Consider the following 15,462-nt stretch of genomic DNA (forward strand, 5'->3'; position numbering starts at 1 on the left):
AAATCCTCGAACAAAAATCTCCCCGACGCGAATCGCTATCGGGGAAATTTTATTTTATTAAGTGCTTTATCGTTTAGCCAGTTGCTCAGCGACTAGGAATGCAAGTTCCAGCGATTGCATGTGATTCAAGCGAGGGTCACACAGTGACTCGTACCGCTCCTCGAGGCTAGCCTCATCGATTTGCTCTGATCCACCAAGGCACTCCGCTACGTCATCGCCGGTTAGTTCTACGTGGACGCCACCTGGGAAAGTTCCAGCGGCCTTGTGAACTTCAAAGAATCCGCGAACTTCATCCATGACGTCATCGAATCGTCGAGACTTGTAACCGTTTTTTGTAGTAATGCCGTTGCCGTGCATTGGGTCAGTAATCCAAAGCGGATTGGCATCTGAGTCGCGAACAGCCTCAACTAACTTAGGTAGCTCATCGCGAATCTTGCCAGCGCCCATTCGAGTAATAAAGGTCAAGCGACCAGGCTCTCGATTTGGGTCTAAACGCTCGATTAGCTCGACTATATCTTCAACCTGAGTTGTAGGGCCTAGCTTTACACCGATTGGGTTTCGCACTCTCGACAGGTAGTCCACGTGGGCGTGATCCATTTGACGGGTGCGTTCACCAATCCAAATGAAGTGCCCCGAGGTGATGTAAGGATTGCCAGTGCGGGAATCGATTCGGGTAAGCGGACGCTCGTAGTCCATCAGCAGACCCTCGTGGCTGGTGTAGAACTCGGTGGTTCGCAATTCGTTGAAGTCTGCACCACAGGCTGCCATGAACTTGATAGCCCGATCAATTTCTTGAGCCAAAGAGAGGTAGCGCTCGTTAGCCGGATTGTTTGCGAATCCTCGGTTCCATTCGTGAACTGAGCGAAGATCTGCGAAACCACCTTGGGTGAAGGCACGAATTAGATTCAAAGTCGAGGCCGAAGTGTGGTACGCCTTCAACATTCGCTGCGGATCTGGAACACGTGCTTCCTCTGTGAAGTCATAGCCATTCACGATGTCGCCACGGAATGCGGGCAAAGTTACATCGCCGCGGGTTTCTGTGTCACTTGAACGAGGCTTCGCAAACTGACCCGCCATTCGACCCATTTTTACCACCGGCAATGATGCTCCGTAGGTAAGCACGACAGCCATCTGCAGCAGGGTCTTTACTCGATTCCGAATCCGATCGGCAGTTGCATCTGCAAAAGTTTCGGCGCAGTCTCCACCTTGCAGTAGAAAGGCTTTTCCAGCCGCAGCGGCAGCCAAACGGTCGCGAAGAATGTCAACCTCACCTGCAAAAACCAGCGGAGGCATCTTTGCAAGTTCGGCCCGAACCTCGGCTACCGCGTTGGCATCTGGCCAGTTAGGCTGTTGGGCTGCAGGAAGTTTCAGATAGTTGTCAAGCCCAGCAAGTACCGCTGGATCTGCCGCAACTATTTGATCATTCATCTTTTGACTTCCCTATCTAGCGAGACGAGCTCGTTTTTCTTTTACCGATGATGCGTAAGCATCAACATATTCTTGGCCACTTAGCAGCCGAAGTTCGTACATGATTTCATCGGTCACGGCACGAAGAACAATGCGGTCACCTTCCATGCCATCAAATCTTGAAAAATCAAGCGGTGTGCCAACCACGATTCCGATGCGTCGAATCCGCGGTAGTCGCTTTCCAATTGGTTGAACTTTTTCAGTGTCAATCATGGCTACGGGAATTACCGGCACCTTTGATTCCAAGACCATTCGCGCGATACCGGTGCGACCTCGGTAGAGTCTTCCATCGGGGCTGCGGGTTCCCTCTGGGTAAATACCAAGCACCTGGCCCTGCGAAAGCACCTTTAGTCCGGTGTTCAAGGATGCCTCAGACGCTTTACCGCCGCTGCGATCAATCGGAAGTTGGCCGGTGGATTTGAAAAACCATCGAGTAAGTGCACCCTTAATACCCTTGCCAGTGAAGTACTCGCTCTTGGCCAGAAAAACTACTGGGCGGCGGGATTGCAACGGCAAGAAGATGGAATCGGAGAAAGAAAGATGGTTGCTGGCCAAAATTACCGGGCCGGTGGCCGGGATGTTTTCCATGCCCCGAACCCAAGGCCGAAATAAAACCCTCAGTAATGGGCCAAGCACAAAGGTCTTGAGAATAAAGTAAGCCACTTACTATTCCCTCCTCAGCACCAGTCTTTAGGCCTCAAAATTAGCTAGCCCATCCGAGCCGGCAGACTATAAAGGTTTAGTTTACCTTTGGGGATAGCGATACGCGAGCGAGGTCCGCAGCGCCCACTACCCCGGCGTCATTGACAAATTCAGCCGTGACGATGGCTAGTTCGGGCCTAAACCCGCCGGCTGGGGCGTATTTTCTGAACGCCTCACGAACCGGAGTCAGCAGGATTTCCCCGGCCTGACTTACCCCGCCACCGATAACAACGATTTCGGGATCCAGAATCGCGCTTAACGATGCAATTGCCTGACCAAGCCAGCTGGCTAGGTCTACCAAAAGCTTCAGGGCGCCTGGGTCTCCCTCGGTTAGGGCTTGATAAACCTCGGCGCCAGTCAATTTGCCATTCGCAGCCTTAAGTTCGGCCAATCGTTTGCCTGCCGGATCGCCAGATTCCACCAATTCAGTTGCGGTTCGGAGCAGAGCCGTACCTGAGGCGTACGACTCGATACAGCCGCACTGTCCACAGCCGCAAGGAATTCCATCTGGTACTACCCGCATGTGCCCAAGTTCCCCGGCGACGCCAAAGCCACCGCGAAGCATTTTGCCGTCAACGATAATTGCGCCACCCACGCCGGTGCCAAGGGTCAACATGACCATGTGTTGGTGCCCCTGTCCGGCACCAAATCGGTATTCGGCCCAACCAGCTGCGTTGGCGTCGTTCTCAATAATTACCGGAATGTCTAGTTTGGACTCAATTTCTGATTTGAGTGGAAAATTCTTCCAGCCGAAATTAGTTCCGTAAATCACATTGGCTTGTTGGTGATCGATAAAGCCCGCCATGGCCACACCCACACCCAAAACCGGGGCATCGGCTCTAAGTTCGTCAACGAGACCTACTACCGCTGCCACAAGTGCATCTGGGTCGGCCACCGGTGTTGCTACGCGAGACTCGCGAATGATCGCGCCATTTTCATCGACCAAGGCACCAGCGATTTTGGTTCCGCCAATGTCGATTCCGATTGCGTGCATTTTTCCTCTTTTAGAACTATTTTCGGGCTAGAAATAAGCCTAGGGCCAAGTCGTCTAAAGTTTACCGGCATCAAAGTAGAGTTATCGCAAGAAACATTTGAGTCATAGGAGACGCTGTGCAGTCATACGATGTGCCCCCAATTGTCGTTAGTGATCCAACCGAGAACATCACAGATCTGCTGGCAAATCGAGTCAAGCTCACACCGAACCTAAATCTTTTCGCCATCGAGTCAAAGCCCGGAGTCTGGCTTGACCTAACGGCAAAACAATTCGAAGACAAAGTTATTGCCGTGGCAAAGGGCTTGGTTGCCGCCGGGATTCAACCTGGCCAATCCGTGGCGATTATGAGTCGTACGCGCTTTGAGTGGGCACTAATTGACTTTGCCCTTTGGTATGCGGGTGCCGTGCCGGTTCCAATCTATGAATCATCTGCTCCATCTCAGATTGAATGGATTCTTTCTGATGCTGACTGTGTAGCGCTGTTCGTGGAAAACGATGAGCACCAGTCAAGATTTGAGGAAATCAAAAATTCTGCTCCCCTGTGTCGCCAAGTTTGGAACATTGAGGGTGGAGCCATTGAGCAACTTGAAAAAATTGGCAAAGAAATCACCGATGAAACAATCGAAATGCGTAGAAAGTCATCGGGGTTGTTTGACTTGGCCACAATTATTTACACCTCCGGCACAACCGGCAAACCCAAGGGTTGTGAACTTTTACACCGCGGATTTGTTGAGCTCAGCAAAAACGCAACGCTTGAAATTTCTGAAGTGGTAAACCCAAGCCACAGCACGCTTCTGTTTTTGCCACTCGCTCACGTATTCGCACGATTTATTTCTGTGCTCTGCGTTCACGGTGGAGTGAAAGTTGGCCACCAACCTGACTCAAAGAACGTTGCACCTGCAATGCAAAGCTTTAAGCCCCACTTCTTGCTTGCGGTGCCGCGCGTTTTTGAAAAGGTTTACAACTCAGCAGAACAAAAGGCAGAAGCCGGTGGCAAGGGAAAAATTTTCCGCAAGGCAGCCTACACAGCAATCGCTTACTCAAAGGCACTGGATACTCCAACTGGCCCATCTCTAGGTCTCAAAATCCAGCACGCGCTTTTTGACAAATTGGTTTACAAAAAACTGCGCGCGGCAATGGGTGGACGAGTGAAGTACGCCGTGTCGGGCGGTGGCCCGCTTGGCGCCCGCCTGGGCCACTTCTACCGCGCGATTGGATTGACTGTGCTTGAAGGTTATGGACTAACCGAGACCACTGCCCCAGTGTCAATCGGCCGCCCAAACAAATTGCGAATTGGCAAAGTTGGCCTAATGCTTCCGGGAACCGGAATCAAGATTGCCGATGACGGCGAAATTCTTTTGCGCGGCAATAATATTTTGCGTGGCTACTGGAGAAATCCAACCGCAACCGCTGCAGCTTTCGATGGTGAATGGTTCAAGTCAGGCGACATCGGTGAAATTGATGACGAAGGCTTCATCAGCATTACCGGTCGCAAGAAAGAGCTGATAGTAACCGCTGGCGGAAAGAATGTGGCACCAGCAACTCTCGAGGATCCACTACGCGCAAACCCACTGGTAGGTCAGGCAATCGTTATTGGTGACCAAAAGCCATTTGTTGCTGCTCTCATTTCTCTTGACCCGGAGATGCTACCGATTTGGCTTGGCAACAACGGATTAGACAAGTCTCTGTCATTGGCCCAGGCCGCCAAGGAACCAAAGGTTCTTGCTGAAATTCAGATTGCCGTTGACAGAGTGAACAAGAATTTCTCAAAGGCCGAATCAATTCGTAAATTTACGATTATCGGTCAGGAACTGTCCGAAGAAACCGGTCACTTGACTCCATCGCTCAAGATTAAGCGTGAAGCGGTTATGCGTGACTTTGGTCCGGCGATCGATGAGATTTACCAGTCTGGTCCGGTTACCGGCGAAATTATTTCATAAACCAATCAGTCGCCCGAAGGTTTTTCATGGCGATTTTTCGCTCTTCGCCTTCGAGTCGATCAAGATAAACCAGGCCATCTAGGTGATCGCATTCGTGCTGAAGCATCTGAGCCATGAGGCCTGAACCGTGCAACTCAATTGGTTCTCCGTCTAAGTCAACTCCCTTTGCTTTGGCATGCTCGTAACGCGGTGTCTTGTGCCAAAGCTCTGGAACTGAGAGGCATCCCTCATCCAGCAGAACTTTATCTCCACTCACCTCAACCAACACGGGATTAATGATGTAGCCCAGTTGACCGTCGACATTGAAGCTAAAGGCACGAAGATTCACACCGATTTGCGGAGCAGCCACACCGGCCCGACCGGGAAGCTTCGTGGTGTCTAAAAGATCTTCAATCAGCGCTTGTGTTTTTTGATCAAAGGTTTTGATTGGTTCAGAGACGGTTTTCAAAACAGGATCACCAAAAAGGCGAATCTCTCTGACAGTCATTTGCTTCTCTACGAAGTGTTGAACTTGACTCTAGACGGGGTTGTTTAGACCGTCGACAACAAGCGCAGCCAATTCACGCGCGGCTTCGCGAGTGCCCTTCTTAAGGTCCTTGAACTTGATTACAGATCCGGCGGCTAGTGCTGGGTCATAAGGTATTCGAACCACGTGACGAACACGAGTCTTGAAGTGCTGTTCGATTTCATCTAGTTTCACTAGCTGAGTTGCTTGAGTTGCGGTGTTCAAGGCAACCACTGAGTTGCGAACCAAATCACCGTAGCCATTAGCTTCCAACCAGGTAAGTGTTTCAGAAGCTAGGCGAGCTTCATCAACGGAACCACCGGAAACAATCACAAGACCGGTCGCGCGCTGCAGGGTTGGGCGCATAACCGAGTGAACAATTCCGGTACCGCAGTCAGTTAGGACGATTGAGTAGTATCGGGCAGCCATGTCGGCAACGACGTTGTAGTCACCCTCGTCAAAGGCTTCGGAAAGCATTGGGTCTGAGTCAGAGGCGAGCACGTCAAGGCGAGTGACATCGCGAGAAACCATGGTTGAGAAATCAGTGAAGCCATCGATGGCAGCCGCACGATTCACTACGTCACGAACGGTGAATCTTGTTGACTTGCTGACGCGCTCGGCCAGGGTTCCACGGTCTGGGTTGGCATCGATTGCAATCACGCGGTCCTCGCGAGACAGGGCCAGGGCCATTCCCAAGAGTGTGCTGACGGTGGTCTTGCCAACACCGCCTTTTCGGGTTAGGACGGGTACGAACTTTGCTCCGCCGGAAAGTGAAGCACCGATGCGTGCGTCAAGCGCCTTACGCTCACGAACCTTGAGTGAATCGCCAAGGTTAACGGTCTTCAGAGTAAGAAAGTAAACGAATCGGCGGAAGCCGGATTCTGGAGCTGGACGATTGCGGGCACTGACATCCAACAGGCGATCTGCGGTTAGCATTGCTGCCGGTTCCGGTTGATCAAAAATTTCGCCGCGAAGGCTATCGCGTCGAGAGTAGTTTGACCGACGAAGCTCAGCCACCTCTGCGTCTTGCACCGGAGCCAGGCGCGGCTCCTCGGCAACAACGTTGATTGAAGCCGTACTTGGAGTTACGTCAATTGATCCTGCATCGACAGCGACTTCGGCAAGAGAGTGCGATTTAGTCTGGGTACCCTCTTCAGCCGGACGGGGTGCGAGGAAATCGCTATTGCCTTCTTCAGGCTTTTTGCCCCAAATTGCCACTGATACTCCTTGGTTTTTAGTCGCGCACAAAGGTACGCGCAAACGAACTTAGTCAGTTTACCGGCTGATTGGCGGCAAAGCCCTTTTATTCGGTTTCGACCACAAGAATCAGGTCTCCGGCGTCAACCGACTGGGTCTTTGAGACCGCTAGGCGCCTCACCACACCCGCCACAGAGGCGGTTATGGTGGCTTCCATCTTCATAGCTTCAATCGTGGCAACCGGCTGACCTACCTCAACGTGGGTTCCCTCGACGGTCTGCAGTGTAACGACACCGGCAAACGGTGCCGCCACGTGTCCCAGGTTGGCAGGATCGGCTTTTTCTGCCTGAACTGTATTGACCGTGATTTTCCGATCGCGCACGTTGATTGGGCGAAGCTGACCGTTCAATGTGGCCATCAGAGTTCGGAATCCCCTGGCGTCTGGAGAACCAATCGCCTCTAGGCCAACGTAAATTTGAACTCCACGCGAAAGCGAAACTACGTGCTCAACGCCCGGCTGCAATCCGTACAGGTAGTCAACCGTGTCAATTTGATCCAAGTTTCCGTAGGTCTCTTGTGACTTCAGGAAATCGGCTGTTGGGCCCGGGAATAGCAATCTATTTAGGGTGGATCGACGGAGAGCGGAGTCGCTTCCCTGAAGTGCTGCGAGGTCATCGGGGCTCACCGGGGTGATGCCAAACTTTGGATTCTTTCCGGCAAGCACCTTGGTGCGGAAAGGCTCTGGCCACCCGCCCGGCAGATCGCCGAGTTCGCCGGCCATGAAACCAACCACCGAATCTGGGATGTCGTAGTTCTGCGGATTTTCAGCAAAGTCTTTTGGATCTGCGTTTACAGCAACCAAGTGCAAAGCGAGGTCGCCTACTACCTTTGAAGAAGGGGTCACCTTGGTCGGACGACCAAGAATTTCATTGGCGGCCGCGTACATGTTTTCAACTTTTTCAAATTGATCACCAAGCCCAAGCGCAATTGCTTGCTGACGAAGATTCGAAAGCTGCCCGCCAGGAATTTCATGCTTGTAAACGCGACCGGTGGGTCCAGGCAGTCCAGACTCAAAAGGCGCGTAAACATTTCGCACTGCCTCCCAGTAAGGCTCAAGCTCTGCCACTGCAGACAGCGGAATTCCGCTGTCTTTATCGGTGTTTGCTAGAGCCGCAACCAGAGCAGAAGCAGAAGGCTGGCTTGTGGTTCCCGCCATTGGCGCAGAAGCAACGTCAACTGCGTCCACACCAGCGTTGATAGCCGCCATCAAGGTGGCAAGTTGCCCGCCGGCGGTGTCGTGGGTGTGCAGATGCACGGGCAAATCAAACTTTTCACGCAGCGCGGACACCAGTTTTTCGGCGGCCGCTGGACGAAGCAAACCAGCCATGTCCTTGATGGCAATGATGTGTGCACCTGCGTCAACAATTTGCTGAGCGAGTCTTAGGTAGTAATCCAGGGTGTAAAGCTTTTCTTCTGGATCCAACAAATCAGCGGTGTAGCAAAGACCAACTTCAGCGATTGCTGTTTTAGTTTTCAAGACGGCATCGATGGCAGGTTTCATTTGCGAAACATCATTGAGGGCATCAAAAATGCGGAAAATGTCTACACCGGTTGCCGCAGCCTCAGCCACAAAGGCATCAGTTACCTCGGTTGGATACGGAGTGTAGCCAACGGTGTTTCGGCCGCGAAGCAGCATTTGAATGCACAGGTTTGGCAAGGCCTCACGCAATTGCGCCAAGCGCTGCCAAGGGTCTTCACCCAAGAAGCGAAGTGCAACGTCATATGTTGCACCTCCCCAAGCCTCCACCGATAACAACTGCGGAGTGAGTCTGGAAACATAAGGAGCAACGGCAACCAAGTCACGACCACGCACACGCGTTGCCAATAGTGACTGGTGGGCATCGCGGAAAGTTGTATCGGTGATGGCAACGTTGCTCTGAGCACGAAGAGCCTTGGCAAAACCTTCTGGACCTAGTTCCAACAAACGTTGACGTGATCCTGCCGGTGCTGGCTTTGTGATGTCAATCTTTGGAAGCTTCAAACCGGGATTGCTGTGGTGACCCCGTGGACCATTTGGTTGATTTACTGTGACGTCGGCTAGCCAAGCAAGAATCTTGGTGCCGCGGTCTTGCGAGGCCTTGGCCGTAAATAGCTCAGGGTGCTCATCGATAAACGATGTGCTTAGGTCACCGGTTTCAAAAATTGGATCGGCAAGAACGGCCTGCAAGAATGCGATGTTGGTCGAGACACCGCGAATGCGGAATTCTGCTAGCGCTCGTTTGGCTCTAGTCACCGCCGACTTAAAGTCGCGACCAGTTGCGATCAACTTCACCAGCATTGAGTCAAAGTGTGGGCTGACTTCGGCTCCGGTTGAAACTGTTCCGCCGTCTAGACGAATACCGGCACCACCTGGAGAACGATAGGTGGTGATTTTTCCGGTGTCAGGACGGAAATTTTGTGCTGGATCTTCTGTGGTGATGCGGCACTGAACTGCAAATCCATGCATTTGAATTTTGTCTTGGGTTAGACCAAGATCATTCAGCGACTCCCCCGATGCAATTCGCATTTGTGATTGCACGAGGTCGACATCGGTGATTTCTTCGGAGACGGTGTGCTCAACCTGAATGCGCGGGTTCATCTCGATGAACACGTGCTTTCCTGCGTTTGCCCCAACGGTATCAATTAGGAATTCAACGGTTCCAGCATTTTGATAACCAATCTGCTGAGCGAATGAAACTGCGTCGCGGTACAGGGTTTGACGCAGCTCCTCGTCAATCAACGGAGCCGGAGCGATTTCAACAACCTTCTGATTACGTCGCTGAATGGAACAGTCGCGTTCAAAAAGGTGCACAACGTTGCCCTGGGTATCGGCAAGGATTTGGACCTCGATGTGTCTTGGGCGAATTACGGCCTGCTCAAGGAATACGCGTGGATCACCAAAAGCACTTTCGGCCTCGCGAGACGCCTCAATTAGTGCTGCACGCAAATCTTCTTTGGCGGCCACGCGACGCATGCCGCGACCGCCACCACCGGCGACCGCCTTGACAAAAATTGGGAAGCCAATTGCGTCAGCCTGATCAACGAGTTGATCAACATCTGCAGATGAAGGAGTTGACTTAAGTACTGGAACGCCAGCGCGAATGGCAGCTTCTTTAGCAGTTACCTTGTTACCCGCCATCTCGAGTACTTGAGATGAAGGACCGATAAACGTGATTCCGTTGGCTTTTGCCGCCTCGGCCAAATCTGGGTTCTCAGACAAGAAACCATAACCTGGGTAAATGGCGTCGGCGCCAGACTCCAGGGCAACTCGAATAATTTCAGAAACGTCAAGGTAAGCGCGAACCGGGTGTCCAACGGTACCAATTTGATAGGACTCGTCGGCTTGAAGGCGGTGGGTGGAATTGCGGTCCTCATAAGGGAAAACGGCGACTGTTTTAGCACCCAGCTCGTAGGCTGCTCGAAAGGCACGGACGGCGATTTCGCCTCGGTTGGCTACCAGAATCTTCTTGAACATTGGTTCCTCAAGCATCGTATTGGCGAACATGGACACGTGGCGCCTCTAATAAAAAGGTAGCCTATTTACGTGCATGTAATGAGCGTTAGCTCCCTAAAGGGAGGCGTAGGCAAGACCACTGTTGCTCTTGGTCTGGCCTCTGCTGCATTTGCTCGCGGCCTACGCACCTTGGTTGTGGATTTAGATCCACAATGTGATGCCTCAACCGGATTAGGCGCCATCGGGGAATTTCGAGAGACCGTCGCCGATGTCCTTCAGAACCCCAAACACAACATCGTGCATAGAGCAATTGTATCGAGCACCTGGGGAAAAGTTCAGTCCGGTCACATTGACGTGATGATTGGTAGCCCAAGAGCGCTGCAGTTTGATACCCCCAACCCAACAATCCGTGATGTTTGGAAACTCGAAGAAGCACTTAGCCGAATCGAAAAGGACTACGACCTGGTCATTATTGATACACCGCCTTCAATCAACGGACTGACTCGGACCGCATGGGTGGCCAGTGATCGAGTTCTGATTGTTTCGGAGCCGTCCATTTTCTCTGTGGTTGCCGCTGACCGTGCGATGAGGGCAATTGAGGAACTGCGCAAGGGGCTAACCCCAAGACTTCAGGCCCTGGGCGTGGTTATAAATCGAATGCGGCCACAGAGTAAAGAGCACACTTATCGCGCACAAGAACTTCAGGATATGTTCCGCGAGAACCTGATGACCGTTCAAATTGAAGAACGGGCAACAATTCAACAGGCCCAGGGAGCGGCTCGGCCGATTCACACCTGGCCGGGTGACCACGCGGCCGAGCTAGCCAAAATTTTTGATGAGATTTTAGAGGCCGCACTTGCATCATTCATGGAGGCTTATGAAAAACACAGAGTCAAGCCAGATAAGAAGATGTCTAGAATCAGCAAAATCATGCGAGGACAAAACCTGGATGCGGTATTGGAACTGGAATCGCTGCAAGAAGATTCAGCCCTTCAGGCTCTGACTCCAAAGATTGACACGACTCTGCCAACCGGACCGGTGCAATTGCCGAAGGATATGAGCAAGATGAGCGCAATCGAGCAACTTGAGGCTCTTACAAGTTTGGATTTATCTCCGGCCGATACCAAATGGCTCGAAGAGAATAAAAAAGAAGACTAAAAGCTAAATAGCTTTTCTAACCTGGCGACGCGCAGCCAGTTCATCAACGTCATCAACATTGTTTTCCTTGATGTTAACCAGTGAGGCTTCGACCTCACGAAGCACACGGCCCACGGCAATTCCAAAGACACCCTGACCACGGCTGAGCAAATCCATGACCTCGTCTTGAGTGGTGCACAGATAAACTCGAGCCCCATCGGACATCAGCGTGATGGCAGCCATGTCGTTGATTCCAGCAGCGCGCAATTGGTCCACGGCAACGCGGATTTGCTGCAGGGAAACACCGGTGTCCAGAAGTCTTTTAACCAACTTCAGAACCAAAATGTCACGGAAAGAATAAAGACGTTGCGAACCAGATCCGGCCGCACCTCGAACCGTTGGCTGAACTAGTCCGGTGCGATCCCAGTAATCGAGCTGACGGTAACTGATTCCGCAGGCTGTAGCCGCAGATGTGCCACGGTAGCCAACTTTCGGATCGTTAGATGGCAGGCCATCAGTAAATAACATTCCCTGCGAGTAGCCCTCGGGAGCATCGATATCGGTGTGCGACATGGAGCTCCCTTCTGGATTATCTAACGTTCAAGTACAGGTTTAATTGTTGCCTGATTCCACCGGATGTGGGGTTAATTTAATTATTCGGCGTGTCGCCCCAATGTAAAGGGTTTTAGCCGTCGATCTTGCCAATTACCGAGCGAATCAACTCTGCGCGGATTGACGAGAATTGATTTTCAATTTCAGCCGCATAGTGAGCCGCTCTTGATCGGCTTGCTGTGTCATTTTTACCCAGTACCGGGGCAACCACACCCTCAATAATTCCAATTTCGCGCTCGGCAGAGGCCTTGATTCCGCGAAGGTGGCGGGGTTGAATACCAAAACGCTGAAGGTGAACGATTGCTCGGGCGATTTCAACGTCTGAGGCCTCAAATGGCTCTTGGCCGATTAGCAGAACGTCCTGTGCCTCCTGAATAAGTGCGTCGGTGATTGCGGTTTCTGCAACAAGTTCAATCCGGGTGAGTTTCTTGCCACGACTTTGACGCAGGTGCTGAGGGTTTACGGTGCCGCCTGGCAGGCTTGGCTGCTTTCCCTCATCAAGGTCGGCTAAGTAGTTTCGAATTACCTTGAGCGGCAAATATTGATCGCGCTGAAGTTCTAGAACGATTTGAATTCGTTCAATATCTAGCTCCGTGAATTTGCGATATCCAGATGGAGTTCGCTGTGGAGTGACAAGACCCTGCTCTTCAAGAAAGCGAAGTTTTGATGGGGTTAAGTCTGGAAAATCCGGGTTCAAAACATTTAGAACCTGTCCGATGTTGAAAAGTTTTACCGGACGAGCGGCGTAGAGTTTGGCCGGAGCTGTCTGCGCCATTACTCTCCCCCTGCGTTTTTGTCTTGGGCAGCAAGATCGGCACGAGAGGCGTAGAAGGTCAAACGGAATTTACCAATTTGAATTTCTGAACCGTCTTCGAGCATCGCTGCATCGATTCGAACACCATCGTAGTAAGTGCCATTGAGCGAAGCCAAATCGCGAACCTGAAAAGTCTTATTGTGACGGTGGAATTCTGCGTGGCGCCTAGATACTGTGACGTCATCAAGGAAGATATCGGCATTTGGATGACGGCCAACTGTGGTGAGGTCCTGATCTAAAAGAAATCTTGAGCCCTCGTTTGGACCACGCTGAACAATTAGAAGAGCGGAACCCGATGGCAATGCCTCAATGGCTTTTTGCTCTTCGCTGTCTAGGAAAGGTCCGGATTCGGCAAGTAGGTCTGAGCTAAAAACAGCGGTGGATTCGACCTCATCGGACGAGCCCCCAAAGCCCAATTCTGCAGATTCCATTTTGCTTGCTACTCCTTATAGAGCACTAGCCTAATGGTTTTTAGAGTTGCCTTTTTTCACGATATCGCCGACCTGGCGCAGGTAAACGGCAGCTCCCCACCAATACAATCCCACGCCCCACAGCGCGAAGGCCCAGGCCAAAGGCTCGACTATAAAAGCGATTGGTTGCCAGATGTACGCCATCAACAGCAGAGGAAAAGCGTAGAGCAAGGCAAAGGTTCCGGTCTTACCCAGGTAGTGAACTGGCAGCGGACCATAGCCGTGGGTAGCCAATATGGGATAGGCCACCGCCAAGACTAGGTCCCGACCGATAATGACAAGAGCTAGCCAGACCGGGATGATTCCGGTGATGCTGAGTCCAACCAGTGTCGAAAAAATGTACAGTCGGTCAGCCGCGGGATCTAGCAGCTGGCCCAAACGGGTTACCTGGTTGTATTTGCGGGCGAAATAGCCATCCAGGTAATCAGTGAGACTGGATAGAGCAAGCACCACGATTGCAGAAAAATACTTTTCGGTAAGCAGCAGGTAAAGAAAAACTGGAACCAAAGCCAGACGCAACATGCTGAGCAAGTTCGGCACAGTCATGAACTGTTCCTTCATGCTGAGAGTTGGTTGATTGCCCATAGGTTGAGTTTACGCCCGGGTGGCCGGTGTTTAGGGACCTAGCGGGGCCGTCTTAGCGCTTACGTTTTTCTCTTACTCTCATGCCGACCTCAATTGGCGAGCCTTCGAATCCGTAGGTCTCACGCAGGCGGCGGGTGATGAAGCGACGGTAGCCAGGATCTAGAAACCCGGTTGTAAACAAAACAAACTTTGGCGGGCGGCTGCTGGCCTGGGTGGCAAACAGAATTCGCGGCTGCTTTCCTCCGCGGACCGGGTGCGGAGTTTCCATGGCAAGCTCTTGCACAAATGCGTTCAGCTTTCCGGTTGCGATTCGCTGATCCCATGAATCCAGCGCCACCTCAAGTGCCGGCACAAGCTTCTCTAAGTGACGACCGGTCTTTGCCGAAATATTTACTCGCGGTGCCCAATCAACGTGAGCCAGGTCTTGCTCGATTTCACGCTCTAGGTACTTGCGGCGCTCTTCATCTAGCTCATCCCATTTATTGAATGCAAGAACCAGGGCGCGTCCGGATTCAAGTGCCATGTCGACAATGCGAATGTCAGCTTCGCTGATTGGTTGAGTGACATCAAAAAGCACTACCGCAACCTCGGCGCGCTCAAGCGCTGCGGCCGTGCGAAGCGAAGCATAAAAGTCTGCGCCCTGGGCAAGGTGAACACGTCGGCGAATACCTGCGGTGTCTACAAAACGCCAGGCCTTGCCACCAAGTTCAACTTGTTCGTCGATTGGGTCGCGAGTGGTCCCGGCTAGATCGTTTACCACGGCACGCTCCGAACCAACTGCCTTGTTTAGCAGTGAAGATTTTCCTACATTCGGGCGACCGATGAGTGCCACGCGACGTGGTCCACCAATTTCCTCTTTAGCAACGTTGGAAATTTTAGGCAAGACCTTCATGGCCGCATCAAGCATGTCGGCAACGCCGCGACCGTGCACGGCTGAAACCGGGAATGGCTCTCCCAGTCCTAAAGACCAAAGATTGGCGGCTTCAGGTTCCTGGCGAGCATCATCAATTTTGTTGGCAACCAAAATTACCGGCTTGCCTGAGGCACGAAGCATTTTTACAACTCGCTCATCGGTGCTAGTTGCACCAACCATGGCATCCACTACAAACAAAACAGCATCCGCTAGTTCAACAGCAATCTCAGCCTGAATCGCGACGGACTTATCAATGCCGCGGGCGTCTGGTTCCCAGCCACCGGTGTCAACCAAAGTGAACTTACGCTCGTTCCATTCAGCCTTGTAGGAGACACGGTCACGGGTTACCCCAGGCTTGTCTTCGACCACCGCTTCGCGACGACCAAGGATTCGGTTAACCAGCGCAGACTTACCAACGTTTGGGCGCCCAACAATTGCCAGAACCGGAAGGGCAGGCAAAAAGTAGTGACCATCGGCAAGTTCTTCACTGCCTTCAAGAACGTCAAAGTCTTCCTCATCTAGGTCGTAGTCCTCAAGACCGGAACGCAGAACACGTGCGCGCGACTCTTCTTCATCGCTGCTCATGCTTTTCAGGCGCTCGATAAACTCCGGTGCTGCCGGTTCCGCTAGGAA

12 protein-coding genes and 1 pseudogene are annotated in these 15,462 nt (G+C 52.2%); 2 read left to right on the plus strand and 11 right to left on the minus strand.

All coding sequences use genetic code 11. The annotated features are described in order from the left end of the window. Positions 1-66 precede the first annotated feature (66 nt). The 3 genes from RHOLA_RS04350 to RHOLA_RS04360 form a co-directional block, all read right to left on the minus strand. The gene (locus RHOLA_RS04350; RefSeq protein ID WP_051636268.1) at positions 67-1,428 is read right to left on the minus strand and encodes a class II 3-deoxy-7-phosphoheptulonate synthase; all 1,362 of its coding nucleotides are present in this window, start codon (positions 1,426-1,428) and stop codon (positions 67-69) included. 12 nt (positions 1,429-1,440) lie between these two features. After that, the gene (locus RHOLA_RS04355) at positions 1,441-2,130 is read right to left on the minus strand and encodes a lysophospholipid acyltransferase family protein (RefSeq protein ID WP_038502612.1); all 690 of its coding nucleotides are present in this window, start codon (positions 2,128-2,130) and stop codon (positions 1,441-1,443) included. A 76-nt stretch (positions 2,131-2,206) separates the two neighbouring features. Then, positions 2,207-3,163: an ROK family glucokinase gene (locus RHOLA_RS04360; RefSeq protein ID WP_038502614.1), complete on the minus strand. Its 957-nt coding sequence runs from the start codon at positions 3,161-3,163 to the stop codon at positions 2,207-2,209. Between the two features lie 116 nt (positions 3,164-3,279). On the opposite strand from RHOLA_RS04360, the gene RHOLA_RS04365 reads away from it, so the two are divergent. After that, a complete protein-coding gene (locus RHOLA_RS04365) occupies positions 3,280-5,103 on the plus strand; it encodes an AMP-dependent synthetase/ligase (protein ID WP_038502617.1) in 1,824 nt (607 codons plus the stop codon). Here the strand turns inward: RHOLA_RS04365 and def are convergent. The 3 genes from def to RHOLA_RS04380 all read right to left on the minus strand — a co-directional run bounded on the left by def (position 5,093) and on the right by RHOLA_RS04380 (position 10,319). Then, positions 5,093-5,590, minus strand: a complete 498-nt coding sequence (gene def / locus RHOLA_RS04370) for a peptide deformylase (protein WP_038502620.1) — start codon at positions 5,588-5,590, stop codon at positions 5,093-5,095. The two genes, RHOLA_RS04365 and def, sit on opposite strands and share 11 nt — an antisense overlap. Positions 5,591-5,620: 30 nt before the next feature. Further along, the gene (locus RHOLA_RS04375; protein WP_051636269.1) at positions 5,621-6,826 is read right to left on the minus strand and encodes a MinD/ParA family ATP-binding protein; all 1,206 of its coding nucleotides are present in this window, start codon (positions 6,824-6,826) and stop codon (positions 5,621-5,623) included. Positions 6,827-6,911: 85 nt separating this feature from the next. Continuing rightward, positions 6,912-10,319: a pyruvate carboxylase gene (locus RHOLA_RS04380; protein ID WP_038503979.1), complete on the minus strand. Its 3,408-nt coding sequence runs from the start codon at positions 10,317-10,319 to the stop codon at positions 6,912-6,914. Positions 10,320-10,388: 69 nt separating this feature from the next. On the opposite strand from RHOLA_RS04380, the pseudogene RHOLA_RS04385 reads away from it, so the two are divergent. Further along, a pseudogene (locus tag RHOLA_RS04385) lies at positions 10,389-11,147 on the plus strand (ParA family protein); the annotation flags it as partial. Positions 11,148-11,459: 312 nt separating this feature from the next. Here RHOLA_RS04385 and RHOLA_RS04390 read toward each other — a convergent pair. The 5 genes from RHOLA_RS04390 to der all read right to left on the minus strand — a co-directional run bounded on the left by RHOLA_RS04390 (position 11,460) and on the right by der (position 15,414). After that, positions 11,460-12,008, minus strand: coding sequence for a MerR family transcriptional regulator (locus RHOLA_RS04390; protein ID WP_038502622.1), 549 nt, complete (start codon positions 12,006-12,008; stop codon positions 11,460-11,462). 112 nt (positions 12,009-12,120) lie between these two features. Beyond that, positions 12,121-12,822 carry a transcriptional regulator FtsR gene (gene ftsR / locus RHOLA_RS04395; protein WP_038502625.1) on the minus strand — a complete coding sequence of 234 codons (702 nt, stop codon included), beginning with the start codon at positions 12,820-12,822 and terminating at the stop codon, positions 12,121-12,123. Continuing rightward, the gene (locus RHOLA_RS04400) at positions 12,822-13,292 is read right to left on the minus strand and encodes an FHA domain-containing protein (protein ID WP_051636270.1); all 471 of its coding nucleotides are present in this window, start codon (positions 13,290-13,292) and stop codon (positions 12,822-12,824) included. The genes ftsR and RHOLA_RS04400 overlap by 1 nt, the downstream gene beginning before the upstream one ends. Positions 13,293-13,322: 30 nt before the next feature. Next, the gene (locus RHOLA_RS04405) at positions 13,323-13,916 is read right to left on the minus strand and encodes a CDP-alcohol phosphatidyltransferase family protein (RefSeq protein WP_051636271.1); all 594 of its coding nucleotides are present in this window, start codon (positions 13,914-13,916) and stop codon (positions 13,323-13,325) included. A gap of 52 nt (positions 13,917-13,968) precedes the next feature. Beyond that, the gene (gene der / locus RHOLA_RS04410; protein ID WP_227818816.1) at positions 13,969-15,414 is read right to left on the minus strand and encodes a ribosome biogenesis GTPase Der; all 1,446 of its coding nucleotides are present in this window, start codon (positions 15,412-15,414) and stop codon (positions 13,969-13,971) included. Positions 15,415-15,462 lie beyond the last annotated feature (48 nt).

It is taken from the genome of Rhodoluna lacicola (assembly GCF_000699505.1).
Classification (GTDB): Bacteria; Actinomycetota; Actinomycetes; order Actinomycetales; family Microbacteriaceae; genus Rhodoluna; species Rhodoluna lacicola.

Excerpts from the sequence above, each read along its gene's own strand:
- RHOLA_RS04350 (WP_051636268.1), bottom strand. The coding sequence starts at position 1,428 with ATGAATGATCAAATAGTTGCGGCAGATCCAGCGGTACTTGCTGGGCTT.
- RHOLA_RS04360 (WP_038502614.1), bottom strand. The coding sequence starts at position 3,163 with ATGCACGCAATCGGAATCGACATTGGCGGAACCAAAATCGCTGGTGCC.
- def (WP_038502620.1), bottom strand. The coding sequence starts at position 5,590 with ATGACTGTCAGAGAGATTCGCCTTTTTGGTGATCCTGTTTTGAAAACC.
- RHOLA_RS04380 (WP_038503979.1), bottom strand. The coding sequence starts at position 10,319 with ATGTTCAAGAAGATTCTGGTAGCCAACCGAGGCGAAATCGCCGTCCGT.
- RHOLA_RS04390 (WP_038502622.1), bottom strand. The coding sequence starts at position 12,008 with ATGTCGCACACCGATATCGATGCTCCCGAGGGCTACTCGCAGGGAATG.
- ftsR (WP_038502625.1), bottom strand. The coding sequence starts at position 12,822 with ATGGCGCAGACAGCTCCGGCCAAACTCTACGCCGCTCGTCCGGTAAAA.
- RHOLA_RS04400 (WP_051636270.1), bottom strand. The coding sequence starts at position 13,292 with ATGGAATCTGCAGAATTGGGCTTTGGGGGCTCGTCCGATGAGGTCGAA.
- RHOLA_RS04405 (WP_051636271.1), bottom strand. The coding sequence starts at position 13,916 with ATGGGCAATCAACCAACTCTCAGCATGAAGGAACAGTTCATGACTGTG.
- der (WP_227818816.1), bottom strand. The coding sequence starts at position 15,414 with ATGAGCAGCGATGAAGAAGAGTCGCGCGCACGTGTTCTGCGTTCCGGT.